Origin of the sequence: Paraglaciecola sp. L3A3, assembly GCF_009796765.1 — a bacterium.
In the GTDB taxonomy this organism is placed as follows: domain Bacteria; phylum Pseudomonadota; class Gammaproteobacteria; order Enterobacterales; family Alteromonadaceae; genus Paraglaciecola.
This window is the reverse complement of the sequence record NZ_CP047023.1, coordinates 2,596,801-2,613,044: the sequence shown is the minus strand read 5'-3', so window position 1 is coordinate 2,613,044 and position 16,244 is coordinate 2,596,801. Positions and strand designations below refer to the sequence as shown.

Sequence of the window (16,244 nt, the reverse complement as noted above, 5' to 3'; positions counted from 1 at the left end):
AATTAACAACACTAGAGTTCAAGTCAAAAATTAAGTAGTATTTAAAAATAAAAAAACAAATTTATAACGGAATTCATTTTATTTATAAGGATTAAAGTGCCAATTTTATACATTCTATTGCTGTTCATGTTTTTAACTTTCTCAACATATTCCACCAGCGATCAAGTTCCTCTTGAAGCTTATGGAAAATTACCTGACAAAAGTTTATTTGTTATTTCTCCAAGTGGAGAACGACTAGCTTACCGTGATACATCAAATGAGCGAGATATAGTGGTGATGACGGATATGGCTAATGGTCAATTATTGGCCGCTGTTAATGTTTCTTCTGTTAAGCCAAATAGTATTTACTTTATTGATGAAAATACTTTAATTTTTATTGCGTCAGAAACACGCATAATACGTGGATTCAAGGGACGACATGAAATCAGCGCAGCCTTTGCTTACAAAATTGACACTAAAAAAATGCATCAATTATTGATCCAAGGGTATGGGATCTATAAAGGTCAATCTCAGTTAGGCCGAGTATTAGGCATATCACCAGATAAAAAATACGCATATATGCCTGCTTATAAAGATCAAGCTAACTATAGTTTGTATAAAGTAAGGCTAGACAAAAAAAGACAACCCAAAAGAATACAAAGTGGAACAAGTGACGCTATTGATTATTTTTTAGATGGACAGGGCAATGTCATTGCTCGTGAGCGTTTCCACAACAAAAATAATCTGCACAGAATTGAGTCTAAAGTATCTGGTGATTGGCAACTGATCTTTAGTGAAGAAACCGAATATCGAACTAAGTCTTTTGTAGGTATTACGCCTGATAGAAAAAAATTAGTCATGTTAGGGACTAATTCAGAAACGGGTAGATGGGCATATTACACTATGTCTTTGACTGACGGAACGATTGCAGGCCCTATTTTTAGTCATGAAGATAAAGATATTGAATCTGTTTTAACAGATATTCAGCGTGTGGTTCATGGCGTGCGCTATTCTGGCTTTACACCTAGTTATGAATTTTTTGATCCAAAATTAAATGCCAGAATGCGTGGTATTAAAAAAGCGATGCCAAATAATTCTTTTACTATCACTGATTATACACCTAGTTGGGAGAAAATCGTTTTCTATATGGATGGAGAGCAGAGCTCTGGAGACTATTTAATGTATAACAAAGGAAAACTAGAATATCTGGCAGCAGAACGTCCAGATATTGCCTCTACTAGTGTGCATCATGTAGAAAAATATGAATTTACCGCTAGAGATGGTATGAAAATACCTTCTTTACTTACTATTCCCACAGGTCAAGAATTAAAAAATTTGCCAGCAATATTAATGCCTCATGGCGGCCCAGAATCTTACGACAAAATTGCCTTTAACTATCGAGCACAATTTTTTGCTAGTCAGGGCTATCTCGTTATTCAACCTCAATTTAGGGGCTCTTCAGGTTTTGGCTCTAATCATTTATATGCCGGTCGAGGTGAGTGGGGTCAAAAAATGCAAGATGACCTAACCGATGCGGTATTAGATTTAGCGCAATCCGGAAAAATTAATAAAGATAGAGTTTGTATAGTTGGCGCTAGTTACGGCGGCTACGCTGCACTAGCAGGTGCCGTATTTACTCCAGACTTATATAAATGTGTGGTATCAATTAATGGCGTATCTGACGTTGAAGAAATGCTAGAAGAGGAAGAGGACAACTATGGCAGCGATCATTGGGTAGTGGCTTATTGGAAAGAAGTCATTGCCGAAGGTGATGTTGAAGAAGATCACTTAGAACATATATCTCCGATTAATCACGTTACAAAGATTAATGCACCAGTATTATTAATACATGGAGAATACGACAAAGTTGTACCCATCAGTCAATCTGAAGATATGGCAGATAAAATGGAAGACGAAGATAAAGATGTGACTTTTATCGAATTAGATAAAGGCGATCATCATTTAAGTAACGCAGTCAACCGGATGAAAGCGATGCGAGAAATCGATAAATTTCTGAAGAAACATATTTAACGCAGAATTAAATAGAACAGCCCATTATTGACTGTTGTTGAAACTCTAATTGGAAATCTGCAGCATACTTTTTGGCCTTACAGATTTCCAGTAACATTACGAATATTGCTTAGCTTTTAAAATATCAAGAATTTAAAGCCAATTAATATCAGCACGACACCACCGACTATTTCGGCTTTGCTTTCCAGCCAGGTTCCACTTTTGGCACCAATATACACACCTGAGTAACTAAATAATGCGGTAGTCACACCTATAATAATACAGGCTAGGTATGCATTGATTTCAATAAGTGTTAAAGAAAATCCAGCTGCCATGGCGTCTATACTGGTGGCGATGGCTAAGACAAACATTACTTTATTAGTGATGACCTTAACATCATGATCTTCCTCTACGGAAAAAGATTCATAAATCATCTTAGTGCCTACCAATACCAACAACAAAAAAGCAATAATAGCCGAGTATGCATCAACCCAAGACAAGAGCCCTTTACCACCTAAATAACCAATAAGTGGCATTACAGCTTGAAATAAACCAAAATAAATAGCCGCCATAATAGCCAGGGTTTTAGACATATTAATATGTTTTGACCCTAAGCCAATAGATACCGCAAAGGCATCCATACTAAGGGCGATGGCAAGAATAATTACTTCAATCATTAAGTATCTCTATTAAAAATTATAATTGTAATTTTGACGTGGTTATTGTTTGCTAAGCCAGTCTATTGCTGTTTCTTCGCAGTGAAACTGTTGAATATTTTGGCCGGTTAGATAAGCCATTTTAATTGAACTCTGATTAATATGTATATTGATTTGATCAAGTACTGCTACAGATGCAGTAATAAATTCTTCTCTAGATGCTATATATTTTCCCCAGAGCTTTTGTTCTGTCTCTGTCATATTTTTAACTAGTTTTCTTGCATCTAACAAAATTTTAAGATGACTAGTCGTAATATAATTAAGTGTTAATTCCGTAATCATATTTATCCGTTCATCGAGAGACACTTCATCATTGTATGTGATTTTAATTATTGAAGTGCCTTCAAGAACGGTAATTTCATGTGGCATATTTTTGTTGTCCAAATAACGAATGTCTACTAACGTGCTGTTATTAAAAATAGGAGATAATGCAATCCACTTACTTAGTTAAATTTTTTAATTCTTGCTTAGCTAAATAGAAGTCCATTTTTGAACGTAATAATTTATACAGTAAAATTGAACCGTCGATTTCTTCTTTACGATTGGTCAAACTTTCAATGTTTAAGCCCAAGGGTAAGTCATAAGGTATCACTGCATCGAGAATTTGTTGTAAACCATTACTACAAATACGAATAGACTCATACAAAGGCTTCTCTGCATTCAAAATGCGTAAACTGGTTGCTTCAGGCACGCTAACCCCTAACCAATCAATAAACTCTAATGTTTTTTCACTACCACAAGGAGAAAAGGTCAAAATGATACGTTGTGGTTTAAGATTGAGTTTTTGACATTCAAGGGCATAACGGGTTAATAAATCTATCGTGGCCTGAGGATCATAAATCGCTTGTGAAATAAAGAAGTTACAACCTTGTTTATGTTTTTCTATTAAACGTTCGTGTTCGTTACCTTTGCTGGCATGGCGCTCTGCTATGGTGACACCACCAATAAAAAAGTTATGCTGACTTTCGACTAAGGTTTCATATGCTTTATTTAATGGTAACGATGGCTTTACATCCTTAGAAGGACTGCCCACCAACACCACATCTTTAACATTATATTTTTGCCATGCTTCTTCAGCCCAATCATTAAAGGCGGCTTTATTTGACTGAATAACACTTTTATAAGTGATGACAGGGCGTTTAGATTTTTCATTTAATAAAGACGAATACCATCTTGGGTCGTGTGTTGACTTAAATGGAAAAGGTCTAGGTTTACTGATACGCGAACCTTCATCTTGAATGTCATAAACAATTAATCCGTCAAAATCAATATCACTAACACGTTCAAGAAGTTTATCGGCTATGGTTTCCACTTGCTCTGTAGGTGTGTCACTTTTAGGGGGAGTTGTACCAATAAAATAAACTCCACGGGTACTATCATTGTACCGTGTGCGTAATTCTGATTCTTGAGACTGCATGTAAATTTACCTTGAACTTTATTTTAGACGTTTAGCCGTCTAAACAGTCTCCACTAACTAAGCTTTTAAGTCAAACACCAGATCTAAATTGAAATAGTTTTACTTATAACATTTATGTTGTCATTAAATATTAGTATGAGCAGATAAGAAGAGTAGGGGATAAGTATCCCCTATCTATAGACAGTATTATGGGGAGTTATTCGGTTAACTTTAGCGTAATGTTATTGTCTTCACCTTTAACGATAGAAAAGGTCATGACGATTTCTTTATTGTTATGACTAAAACTAACTTGGTAGTCACCATAAAATGCTCTTTCGCTAAACTGACCTTGTTCATTGGTTTTTGCATTAAAACTGCTGGCCCATTGGTTAAAGATTAGGTCTTTCCAAACAACTGAGTTCGGTTTAGCAGTCCAGTCATCACGATACATTGCCGCTTCTGGATACCAATGCCTACCAGCCCAAAAACCCCATAATTGTATACCTACAGTACTTGGATGACTAAAAAACACCGTCATAAAGTCATGAGTATAATCAGCCTGTAATTCTTCATCACTGGTTTTTATATCGAATTCAGTAGAGCGCATTAATAAATCAGGAAAAGCTTGATGAAAGCCATCTAATATTTGATAAACCTTAGGTATGCCTGTTAAAACATCGCTAAAGTGACTTTGTAAACCAATACCATCAATTTCAGCATTTTGATCGACAAGATATTGGATAGTTTTTTTGTAATGATCTTGATGAGCCACATCTAAACCTGCAGCTGACAAAATACTATAATCATTAATATAAAGTTTATGATCTGGTAAGTTTGCTCTAGCTCGATCAAACCAGTCAACCATGACCTTATCCCCAAACGCATCCATTATATAATGATTGTCATATGGTTCGTTTAATACATCCCATTCTTTTAATAAATGAGCTGTTTTGCTAGTGACATCATCAATTCTATTATTAACCGCTTCCAACAATAGTGGATCTGCGTTAGCTGGGTCATCAGTTATGTATTGATGTACAGCATTAGGTAAGTTACGTTTTGAAGGCCAAACTAAAACGTGTCCTCGGGTATATAAGTCATGGTCATGTAACCACTGTAATGCATCAATGGTATTACTTTGGGAAAAACTACTGCCCCATTCACCGGACCATGCAGGCCATTTAAGTGAATTTTCTGGACCCGCTTGATTAAATAGTTCCAACACTTTTTCACGGTAAATATCACCATTATCACTTTCTTCTAATAATTGTGGTGTGGCTATCGCCGTACCAAAATGGTAAGCATGTTTGGTCATCGCTACTTCTATGTCTGTGTTGCCAATGTTTTCACCTGCGGCTGTTTGTAAAGTCAGAGTGAAATCACCTTTACGATGTTGTTCTATTCTTGCTTGAGCTTCTACCCGCCAAGCTGCATTTTTTTCACGGCCATCATAAGTAGGTTTAGTATTAGGTAATTCAGCTAGATCTAATGTTTGTTGATAGTTAAATAACTCTATGCCAGCCAGTTGAAACTTTTGTGGTTTGTCACCTGCACCTAACTCAAAAAGAATTTGCAGCTCATCCTTGGTAAAACTTTCTCCTACAGTGGCTGAAATGAAATACTCTACCCAATCACTTGAACTATTAATATTACGATGAATTATTTTGTAATAGTCTCTTGCTTCAGGTCCTTGTAATAATACTTTAGTAAAACCTGTACCAGTTTCATATTCACTTTCTAGGGTCCGAAAAAAGAGGTGTAACAAAATATTATCGCCACTTTGCAAACCTTGTGTAAGCTCAATGCTTAGTTGTCCATTCCAACTAATGCCACTGGGGTTAGTGATATCCATTTCTATAGCTTGATAAAAGTTAGCATGCTCAACGTTAACCAACGTTTTTGTGCCAACAGGTTGGCTACCATTGCCTTGCCAAAAACTTGCGGTGGACACGGCATCACTAGAAATAATTAATGTCCCTCCTTCAGGTTTTTCGGTGGGAGTGATGATAGGGGGTTCTTCAATATCTACAATTGTAATAGACACTGAATTTGTATGACTGGCGTTATTGTTATCTGTAACGGTTAATTCAAAAGTAATTGTTTCATCAGCAGCCACATCTGGGGCAGTAAAATTAGCTGATGCGCTATGGGCATTGGCTAATGTGATATTGCTGCCAGTGGAAGTTTGTATCCAACTATAACTTTTTATTGTGCCATCAGGGTCTGTACCCGTTCCTATTAAAGTGACTTCGCTCAGTTCATTTACAGTCTGATCAGGACCAGCATTAGCAGTGGGGGATTTATTAGTTAAAGGAACAGTGGTTTCAGGTGACGTTGAATCACTACCACCACAAGCGACGAATAAACAAGACAGCAAAACTAGTAGGAAATAAGCTATTTGTACTACAGACATTGAATAAATACCTTTTGATAACAGTGAAAACGTTTTCAGATTTACATGTTAACAAAAATAGATCAATTTAATTTTAGCTAAATACATTTATGATATTTAGTTATGAGAAGAGAGTAGATAACAAATAAGGGAGATAAAAAGTTAACAATTCATTTTACTTCAAGTAAAAGTCGTTAATTTTCTGCATGTACACGAGCGGTGTTAATTAATAGGAACAAACTAATTAAGGAATGCTTCAGCAAAATTTTATTGTAGTACTTATTTTTACACCTAAAAGTATTATTATGTCGCTGATTCAAAGCTAAAAAAGCCATAAAATGATACTACTTAACCTGAGTTCTGGATAAGAAGTATCGTCCAATCTTAATTAATCATTACAATTGAATAACTTAATAACATTCAGCCAATTCACCCCACATGAATGCTTACTCGGTAACGAAATTTTTGTGTATAGCAAGGCTGATTGACGTCCGTAATAACGTGTTATTAGGGGCTGTTAACCTTTTCAGTATAAATTTTGTTCTAACTAAACGCTTTTTAATCGCGGCGCTGGTTTACTCTAGGCATCCTGTCTTATGCTAAAGCCAGCAAAGCAGTTTAAAAACATTCCCGATGTTTTTGTGCAGGCCTAATGGATTAAGTCAAAAATAAGCAACACAAAAATGTATGGAACATTTTTAAATAGCTTTAGCTAACCTGCTTGCAGGTGAACTACATGGATGTAGTGAATAAAGAGTAAAAAGCGTTTAAGACGACCTACTTTCTTTAAAACATAACAAGCAGCGTTTGTGCGGCATTTCTAATGCCTCAGCACTCATTCATGTAGAGCAACTACACCACAATCGCGCTTCATTGTATAAATACCGCACAACCCGCTGCAAAAACACACAGAAAAGGTCAACAGCCCCAAGACAATCCAACGCCGCTAGGCACAAAAAGAGCGTTATCTAGAGGTTCGGCTTATCCAGTATTCATGTTACTTATTATACTTGCTCTTTTAATTCTTCTACCCAAAGGGCTGTGGCACCACACACAGCCACTGGCATTACCAAAAAGTTAACTATGGGGATCAAGGAAAATATACTGACTGTAATACCAAAACTAAAAGTATGGGATTTGTTCTGTTTTAAGATATCTTTCATATGTTTAAAAGGCACTTTGTGATTATCAAAAGGGTAATCACAATATTGGATAGCCATCATCCAAGCACTAAACAAGAACCAAAGCACTTGTCCAATCAGAGGTAATATAAAAAACAAGATCAAAAAACCAACAGCTCGTGGCAGATAGTAAGTGAGTTTAGCTAATTCTCGACCAAAGGTCCGCGGTATATCTTTTACAATATCCATAACGCCTGAGTCACCAAGGCTTTGACCCGTTAGATGTAATTCTACTTTTTCAGCCAATAAGCCATTGAATGGAGCGGCAATCCAATTTGCTAAAGTGCCGAACAATAAACCGAAAACCAATAAGATGGTAATAACAGCGATAGGCCAAATAATGTAAGACAAGCCAGTTTTCAGCCATGACAACCAATCCCAATCTGGAATGAGATCAACCACCCAAGTGATGCTGTTACCGATTTCACCGAATAAAAAATAAAAAGCCATTGAAAATAAAATTAAATTGATAGTTAAAGGAATAAATACAAAACGTTTAAGTCCTTTTGTACTAATAAGAGAAAAGCCTTGGAGAAAATAGTTCACTGTGCACCTAGTAGGTATTAACTGTTTGAAAATACATCATTAAAGGGAATAATTATACTTAAGCTGCAGGATAGATCAAAACGTCAATTGTTACACTTGATGACTTTTGGTACATTCCCGTCTCTGGAATAAAATAATGTCTAATTATAACTAGGATTGTCCCTTTTAATTTATGCGCTTAAAGAAAATAAAGTTGGCAGGATTCAAATCTTTTGTGGATCCAACAACTATTCCTTTTCCCTCTGAAATGACAGCAGTTGTCGGACCTAATGGTTGTGGCAAATCGAATGTTATTGACGCGGTGCGCTGGGTATTGGGTGAAAGCTCTGCAAAAAATCTTCGTGGTGATGCCATGACGGATGTTATTTTTAACGGTTCAACCGCCAGAAAGCCTGTATCTCAATGCAGTGTAGAGCTAGTATTTGATAATTCTTCAGGACGTATACAAGGCGAATATGCTGGTTATAATGAATTATCAGTTAAACGTATTGTTACTAAAGAAGCACAATCCAGTTATTTATTAAACAATACCAAATGTCGAAAACGGGACGTCACCGATCTATTTTTAGGCACGGGACTAGGTCCACGCAGTTACGCCATTATAGAGCAGGGTATGATTTCTCGTTTGATTGAATCAAAACCCCAAGAATTACGGATTTTTATTGAAGAAGCTGCAGGGGTTTCAAAATACAAAGAAAGACGACGAGAAACAGAAACACGTATTCGTCACACCAAAGAAAACCTTGAACGTTTAGAAGATGTGAGAGGAGAATTAGGCCAACAAATAGAAAAGCTACAAAGACAAGCCGCAGCAGCCAATCGTTATAAAGAACTAAAACAAAGCGAAAGAAAATATAAAGCTGAGTTAGCTGCTATACGTTGGTTAAAACATAATGACAAAATTCAACACTTAGAACTTGATATCAAACAAAAAAACTCAGATATCGAAGCTTATGTGGCACAACAACGTGGTGAAGAAAAAGACATAACTCTTTATAAAGAACAACAACATGACTTCAAACAAACCCTGTCTAATCTGCAACAACAAAACTTTAAAATTGGCACTGATATCACCCGTATCGAACAAAATCAGCACCATAACAAACAAAGACGTCAACAAATCGAACAAGAAATACAGTCTTTGCAACAGACTATTACTGAAAATGACATATTGCATCAGCAAAATCTGGAAAAAATTGATCAGCTATCTGAACAGTTAAATATAGCTGAACCGGAAAAAGAACTGGTTGCAGAACAGGTTGAACAATTACAAAGTCAATTAATTGAAACAGAAGAAAAAAATCAACTGAATCAAAGTAAATGGCGCAACCAAGAGCAAGAATTCAATCAGCGTAAAAACCAAGCGCAAAGTTGTCACGGTAAAATTCAATCATTAATGACTATGCAATTACGTACTCAACAGCGTATTGGCGAATTAAAAGATGAATTAGCAGAGGTAGTTGATGATGAACTAGAATTACAAATTGAAACTGTTCAAGAGAAAATATTAAGCCTTGAAGAACAAATTGAACTTGCGACAGCTGATAGTTTGCAGAGTGAAGAAGGACTTGAATATACACAGGCTAAATATAAAAAAGCAGAAGTAGAACTATCTGAATCAAAAGGCATGTTACAAAGTATTAATGCACAGCTAGATGCGTTGAATACTCTACAAGAGTCCACTAGCGACCAATCTCATCATCAAAGCTTGATCCAAGAATTAGCCATGCAAGTTGAACCTTGGTGGCAAACATTAGATATTGAACCGGGTTGGGAACTTGCATTCGAAACAATTACTTACCAATGGCAAAGTGCTTTATTAATTGATAATGAAGTCGATCAGATAACAGCCATATCGAATATAAGTGGTTCCAGTTGGCTGTTTAAAAATAGTTACAGCAATCATCATAGCGATAAAAGCATCACCAGTAAGTTGGCTAACCAATCATTTCCCAAATGGTTAACGCAGATCTTTTTTGCTCAAAATTTAGCCGATGCAGAATTATTATTGACTAGCTTACAACCAGGCCAAAGTGTCATCACTAAAGATGGTTGTTGGTTATCTGCTGATTGGTTAATTAACCCTAAGGCTGATACGCAAGCAGGTTTATTAAAACGTGCCAGCCAAATTAAAATGCTAGTTCAAGAGCAGCAAAAACTAGTTGAATTAGTCTTTAATAATGAGCAAGCAGTTGCCCAACTTTCGATCGAGGTTAAATCTGCTGCTGAGCATAATCAGCAATCAAAACAAGAACTTGAAATCATTACGCGTAACCAATCTCAAGCCAAAGGCCAATTACAGCTACTCAATCAGCAACAACAACATAACTTAGGGCGTAATAATCGATTAAGCCAAGAGTTGAGCAAACAGCAAGACACATTCGCTGACGAACAACAGCAACTAGAAGAGCTTGCTATGCAGGCTGAAGAACTTGAAATGATGCTTGAAGAGTTACAAGAGCAACAACATGAACTTGAACACCTAAGAGAAAATGAACAACAAACACTCAGACAAAGTCGAGCGAACTTAGAAGCTAGTAAAAATAAATTACACCAACTAGCCTTAGATTTTCAACAGATCCAAAATCAATATCAGGGCTTACTAACTAGCCAACAAAGAGAATTTCAGCTCAGCAATAACATGCAAGAAAAGCTGGGGATTTTAAAAGCAGAATTTGCTGAATTAGCATTGCCACTTGAAGATCAAGCAGAAAATCTGCAACAATTACTGGAACAAAAAGCCGAACTAGAACTACAGCAAGCTGATATAACTGAACACTTGTCCTTAGTAGAAGAAAACCTGTTAACAGCAGAAAAGGGACAACAAGGTGTAACGGATAAAATTCAAGCTATGTTAACTGAGTTACAAAGTATTAAGTTAGAATATGAAGGTTATAGAGTTCGGGCTAATGGGGTGTTAGAACAATTTGCAGAAATGCAACAAAACATCAAACAAGTATTAGAAAACCTACCTGCTGATGCAGATGAAGCCAGTTGGCAAGTTTTGCTAGAAAAAACCACTGCATCACTTAACCGATTAGGTGCAGTTAACCTAGCCGCGGTAGAAGAGTTTGAAATACAATCTGCCCGTAAGCAACATTTAGATGATCAAAATGATGATTTAGTTTCGGCACTAGATATTTTAGAACAAGCTATTAGAAAAATTGATAAAGAAACACGCTCCCGTTTTAAAGAAACATTTGATCAAGTTAACGAAGACCTTAAAATGTTGTTTCCCAAAGTGTTTGGTGGCGGTTCAGCTTATTTAGCTTTAACAGATGAAGACTTGTTAGAAACGGGAGTCACTATAATGGCAAGACCCCCAGGTAAGAAAAATAGTACAATACATTTGCTTTCTGGTGGAGAAAAAGCCCTGACCGCATTATCATTGGTATTTGCTATTTTCAGGCTTAATCCAGCACCATTTTGTTTATTAGATGAAGTGGATGCTCCATTAGATGATGCTAACGTTGGGCGTTTTTGTAAGTTAGTGTCTGAAATGTCAAAAAGTGTGCAATTTATTTATATTACCCATAACAAGATTGCTATGGAAATGGCTACCCATTTGACGGGTGTCACTATGGCAGAACCAGGTGTTTCGAGAATGGTAGCGGTTGATGTTGATGAAGCTGTTGCCATTGCTCATGCGTAAGTTAAACCAATACCTATAAATAATTTAAAATAATAAGAGTAAGAGTTAATTGATGGAAGATGTATTACGTTGGTCATTGTTGGTATTAGGCAGTTGTATTATTGTCGGTGTGTTGGTTCACGGTATTTGGGTATCCAGAAAAAACAGTCTGGAAAAATCTGCCAATAAAAATCCTGATAGAAATACAGAGCAAGAACTTCAACCTCATGGATGGCACTCAGAAGACAAGTTTGATGATGCATTGTTAAAAGATGTGCCTAATATAGAGATGGACGGAGCCGAAGAAGAACCCAATTTGGGCTTTTCTGCCGATTCAGATGAACCTATTGTTGCCCCTGAACAGTTTGACGATTTAGGTATTGGTGCGGTCCGGGTTGTATCTAGTGCTAATCCATCAACTGAACCTACTTTAGAAAAAGAGACAACAACTGATGAAGTTGCAGAATCCGATAAGATAAAGGTACCAAGTGCCGAACCTGAAGTTAAACAGCCTGCACCTAGTAGTAAAATTTATGCTTCTGTAGTGACCCAGCCTAAACCCGAATTTGCCGCAAAATCACAATCTTTAGCGGCAGAAACCTTGGCTATTAGTAAAGAAGAAAAAGAATCTTCAGCTGCCCGTCAGTCCGATAGTTTTAATATAAGCCAAGTATCAAACTCTGATCTGAATCTAACAAAAAGTACAACTGTTGGGCCTGATAATTATCAGGTACCTGAGCCACCGCCATTTTTATTAAAACAAGAAAATAAAGAGCTTCAATCACAACAAGCTGTTGTAGCTGAGATGCCGAAAATTCCCCCTAAACAAACTGCATCTGTGGTTACTCAGAAAGAACAAAAACAGTTAGAGCCTATATATAAGGAAAGCCTAACTGATCAAGCCTTGAATTTGGTAAAACGTAAAAAAGCGGATCCTAATCGTAAAAGAAGAGAACCTAGAATGGCCGAAGATCAAATGCGTATTGATTTCGACGATGAACCTAGGGTAAAAGAAGACGTTAATAAACCTAAAGCAACAAAAACGTCAGCTCCTCAACAAGAAGTCTTAGTATTAAATGTAAAAGTGACAGATGACAGCACTATTTCTGGTGCCGCTTTATTACCTATGTTGCTAACTTTAGGTTTTAAATTTGGTGAACAAGATATTTTCCACCGTCACGTTAATTCAAACGGCAAAGGGCCTGTGTTATTTAGCTTGGCCAATATGTTTAAGCCCGGTAATTTTGATATTGATAACCTAGAAAATTTCACCACTCAAGGTGTATCTTTGTTTATGATTTTGCCCATTGAAGGTGACCCTCATCAGGTTTTTAATATGATGCATAATGCCGCACGAAAAATTTCTGATGAATTTTCTGCACAAATCTATGACGGCAGACGATCATTATTAACCAAACAAAGTCTGCAACAATATGTAGAAAAAATACGTGAATTTGAGCGTCAACGTATGTTGCAACGTTAATCTCAGTAAGTTTAATTACAGAAATTTCTCATTGCCCCAATACTAAATGGGGCATATATCATCACCTTATCTTTATGGAATGCTTTTATGGCAGTCTCGCAAGACACTATTAATAACCTAGAAAAAATTAAACAAACTATCAGTGATTATAATTATCAATATTATGTATTAGATGCTCCTAGCGTACCTGACGTCGAATACGACAGACAAATGCAAGCTTTGCTGGCCATTGAAGAAGAATATCCAGAGTTGTGTACGCCAGATTCTCCCAGCCAAAAAGTAGGAGACATGCCTCTTGCCGAATTTGAGCAGGTAGAACATGAAGTCCCTATGCTGTCTTTAGATAATGTGTTTGACCAAGAATCCTTTTATGCCTTCGAAAAACGTATGCAAGACAGGTTAAAAAATCAAACTGAAATTAATTATAGTTGCGAACCTAAATTAGACGGATTGGCTGTCAGTCTACTATACGAAAACGGCATCTTAGTTAGAGGTGCCACACGAGGTGATGGACGAGTCGGAGAAAACATCACGGCTAATGTTCGGACTATTAAGAATATACCTTTACGTTTACGAGGTGATAATTATCCTCAACGCCTTGAAGTACGTGGTGAAGTAGTGATGACCCGTGATGGATTTATCGCTTTAAATGCTAGCCAAATTGCAAAAGACAAAAAGGTTTTTGCCAACCCAAGAAATGCAGCAGCTGGCAGCTTGCGACAACTAGATTCACGTATAACAGCAACGCGACCATTATTGTTTTTTACTTATTCTTTAGGTTTAGTAGAAAACGAACAACAAACTTTAGCAAATACGCATTCTGCTAGGTTAAAACAATTGGCTGAGTGGGGCTTACCTTTAAGCCAAGAGTTAAGAGTAGCAAAAGGCGCAGATGCCTGTTTAGAGTATTACCAGTATTTAGGGGATATACGTGACAAATTGAACTACGACATAGATGGCGTAGTATTTAAAGCTGACAATATAGAATTACAACAAGAATTAGGTTTTGTTGCTAGAGCTCCCCGTTGGGCTATTGCTCATAAGTTTCCAGCTGAAGAAGAAATGACCACTGTGCTAGATGTTGAGTTTCAGGTTGGGCGAACTGGGGCTATTACCCCCGTAGCTCGCCTAGAGCCTGTATTTGTAGGCGGCGTAACTGTATCTAATGCTACTTTACATAACCAAGATGAAATTAATCGCTTAGGTCTTAAAATTGGTGATACTGTCATCATACGTAGAGCAGGGGACGTTATACCTCAAGTGGGCTCTGTAATATTAGATAAACGTCCGAGTACTGTGCGGGACATCGTTTTTCCAGAAACTTGCCCAGTGTGTGATTCAACCATTGAAAAGCTCGAAGGAGAAGCTGTAGCGCGTTGCACTGGTGGTTTATATTGCGCGGCACAACGTAAGGAAGCCATGAAACATTTTGCCTCACGTAAGGCTTTTGATGTGGATGGTTTAGGTGACAAAATAATTGAACAATTAGTTGATCAAGGTTTAGTTAAAACCCCAGCAGACTTTTTTAAATTAGAGCTAGTGCAAATTTCTAATCTTGAACGAATGGGCGAAAAATCAGCCGCCAATTTACTTAAATCTCTAGAAAACAGTAAACAAACCACATTGGCTAAATTTTTGTATTCTTTAGGTATTAGAGAAGTAGGCGAGGCTACCGCTGCAAACTTGGCCAACTATTTTTGTGAACTCGATAAAATTAAACAAGCCGATCTTGAAGCATTACAAGCGGTAGACGATGTGGGCGTTATTGTAGCCCAGCATCTAGTTAACTTTTTTGCTGAAGAGCACAATATTAGTGTCATTGACCAGTTACTTGAAGTTGGAATAACTTGGCCAATAATAGAAAAAATAGAGGCTGGATCATTACCCCTTGACGGACAAACCTTCGTACTTACCGGTACCTTAGAACAAATGGATAGAAACGCAGCCAAAGCTAAATTACAACGTTTTGGGGCTAAGGTTGCCGGTAGTGTGTCGGCTAAAACCAGTTGTGTTGTGGCAGGTGAAAAGGCCGGTTCGAAACTGGCTAAAGCTGAATCTTTGGGTATTAAAGTGTTAAATGAACAAGGAATGTTGGATTTGTTTAATGAGCTTGAGGCCTAGTGATGCAACCTATATTAGATGCTTTAGCTCAAATCTCCAGTTGGATGCAGCCATATTATAGTGAAATCGCCCTAACCATTTTAGCGACGATATTGGTGGTTTACGGCGACGTGATCAATAAACACATTAAACGTATGATTAGCCAATACCACTTTGTGATCCGCACCATAGTATTTGTTTTAATTTGTGCGTTTGGTTACGGGTTATTACTAGTATTTGTTAGTCCTTTTTTAAAACAAGTTATTTTAGCGATCCCTCACATATATAGGGGCGTGACTGTAATTGGTGTATTTTTATTGTTAGGTTATTTAGCAGAGCACAGACGTTATATTTAAGTTAGGCATGGATAAGGAAGTAATATGGAAATTGTATTAATTGTATTGTTAGGTTTTTTTGTGTTTTGTATATGGCTATTTCCCATATTAAAAATAGCCATTTCTAATCGTACCCAAGGTGGTGAAAAGATAGCGTGGCTGTTACTTACTATATTTGTGTTTTGGTTCGCTTGGATTTTCTATTTATTGCTAGCCCCCCTTAAAGGTTCAACTAATAATCAAAATATTGATAATTAGCAATGCCTATTTATCTTTTCAGGTTGAACTTTTATATTTGAATCATACGAGTTTATTTTAAGTGATCTATAGAGTGCAAATATAATGGAACTTGAAATAGAACGAAATTAAACCAAGCATTTTTTAATACTTTTAGTTTTATCATTACTTAACTTCGTTTTTACCTTTATGAAATTAAATATGCGCGTAGTAATTCAGCTGTAAATATTGTAATTTT

General features: G+C 36.7%; 11 protein-coding genes. 6 read left to right on the top strand and 5 right to left on the bottom strand.

The genetic code is table 11. The features are described 5' to 3' along the window. Positions 1-96: 96 nt before the first annotated feature. Positions 97-2,010, top strand: a complete 1,914-nt coding sequence (locus GQR87_RS10915; RefSeq protein WP_158969252.1) for a S9 family peptidase — start codon at positions 97-99, stop codon at positions 2,008-2,010. A 116-nt stretch (positions 2,011-2,126) separates the two neighbouring features. On the opposite strand, the gene GQR87_RS10910 is transcribed toward GQR87_RS10915, so the two are convergent. The 5 genes from GQR87_RS10910 to cysZ all read right to left on the bottom strand — a co-directional run bounded on the left by GQR87_RS10910 (position 2,127) and on the right by cysZ (position 8,220). Beyond that, positions 2,127-2,666, bottom strand: coding sequence for a manganese efflux pump MntP family protein (locus tag GQR87_RS10910; protein WP_158969250.1), 540 nt, complete (start codon positions 2,664-2,666; stop codon positions 2,127-2,129). A gap of 42 nt (positions 2,667-2,708) precedes the next feature. After that, the gene (locus GQR87_RS10905; RefSeq protein WP_158969248.1) at positions 2,709-3,074 is read right to left on the bottom strand and encodes a hypothetical protein; all 366 of its coding nucleotides are present in this window, start codon (positions 3,072-3,074) and stop codon (positions 2,709-2,711) included. A 70-nt stretch (positions 3,075-3,144) separates the two neighbouring features. After that, positions 3,145-4,122, bottom strand: a complete 978-nt coding sequence (locus GQR87_RS10900; protein WP_158969246.1) for a methylenetetrahydrofolate reductase — start codon at positions 4,120-4,122, stop codon at positions 3,145-3,147. A gap of 196 nt (positions 4,123-4,318) precedes the next feature. After that, positions 4,319-6,514 carry an endo-1,4-beta-xylanase gene (locus GQR87_RS10895; RefSeq protein WP_158969244.1) on the bottom strand — a complete coding sequence of 732 codons (2,196 nt, stop codon included), beginning with the start codon at positions 6,512-6,514 and terminating at the stop codon, positions 4,319-4,321. A gap of 983 nt (positions 6,515-7,497) precedes the next feature. After that, the gene (gene cysZ / locus GQR87_RS10890; RefSeq protein ID WP_158969242.1) at positions 7,498-8,220 is read right to left on the bottom strand and encodes a sulfate transporter CysZ; all 723 of its coding nucleotides are present in this window, start codon (positions 8,218-8,220) and stop codon (positions 7,498-7,500) included. 172 nt (positions 8,221-8,392) lie between these two features. Here cysZ and smc point away from each other — a divergent pair, with 172 nt between their 5' ends. The 5 genes from smc (at position 8,393) to GQR87_RS10865 (ending at position 16,027) form a co-directional block, all read left to right on the top strand. Continuing rightward, positions 8,393-11,872, top strand: a complete 3,480-nt coding sequence (smc, locus tag GQR87_RS10885; RefSeq protein WP_158969240.1) for a chromosome segregation protein SMC — start codon at positions 8,393-8,395, stop codon at positions 11,870-11,872. 52 nt (positions 11,873-11,924) lie between these two features. Beyond that, complete coding sequence (zipA, locus tag GQR87_RS10880) at positions 11,925-13,334, top strand: cell division protein ZipA (protein ID WP_199271720.1); 1,410 nt, start codon at positions 11,925-11,927, stop codon at positions 13,332-13,334. Between the two features lie 87 nt (positions 13,335-13,421). Beyond that, complete coding sequence (ligA, locus tag GQR87_RS10875; protein ID WP_158969236.1) at positions 13,422-15,455, top strand: NAD-dependent DNA ligase LigA; 2,034 nt, start codon at positions 13,422-13,424, stop codon at positions 15,453-15,455. Positions 15,456-15,457: 2 nt separating this feature from the next. After that, positions 15,458-15,790: a DUF3392 domain-containing protein gene (locus GQR87_RS10870; protein ID WP_158969235.1), complete on the top strand. Its 333-nt coding sequence runs from the start codon at positions 15,458-15,460 to the stop codon at positions 15,788-15,790. Between the two features lie 24 nt (positions 15,791-15,814). Next, a complete protein-coding gene (locus GQR87_RS10865) occupies positions 15,815-16,027 on the top strand; it encodes a hypothetical protein (RefSeq protein ID WP_158969234.1) in 213 nt (70 codons plus the stop codon). The last annotated feature ends 217 nt before the right edge of the window (positions 16,028-16,244 follow it).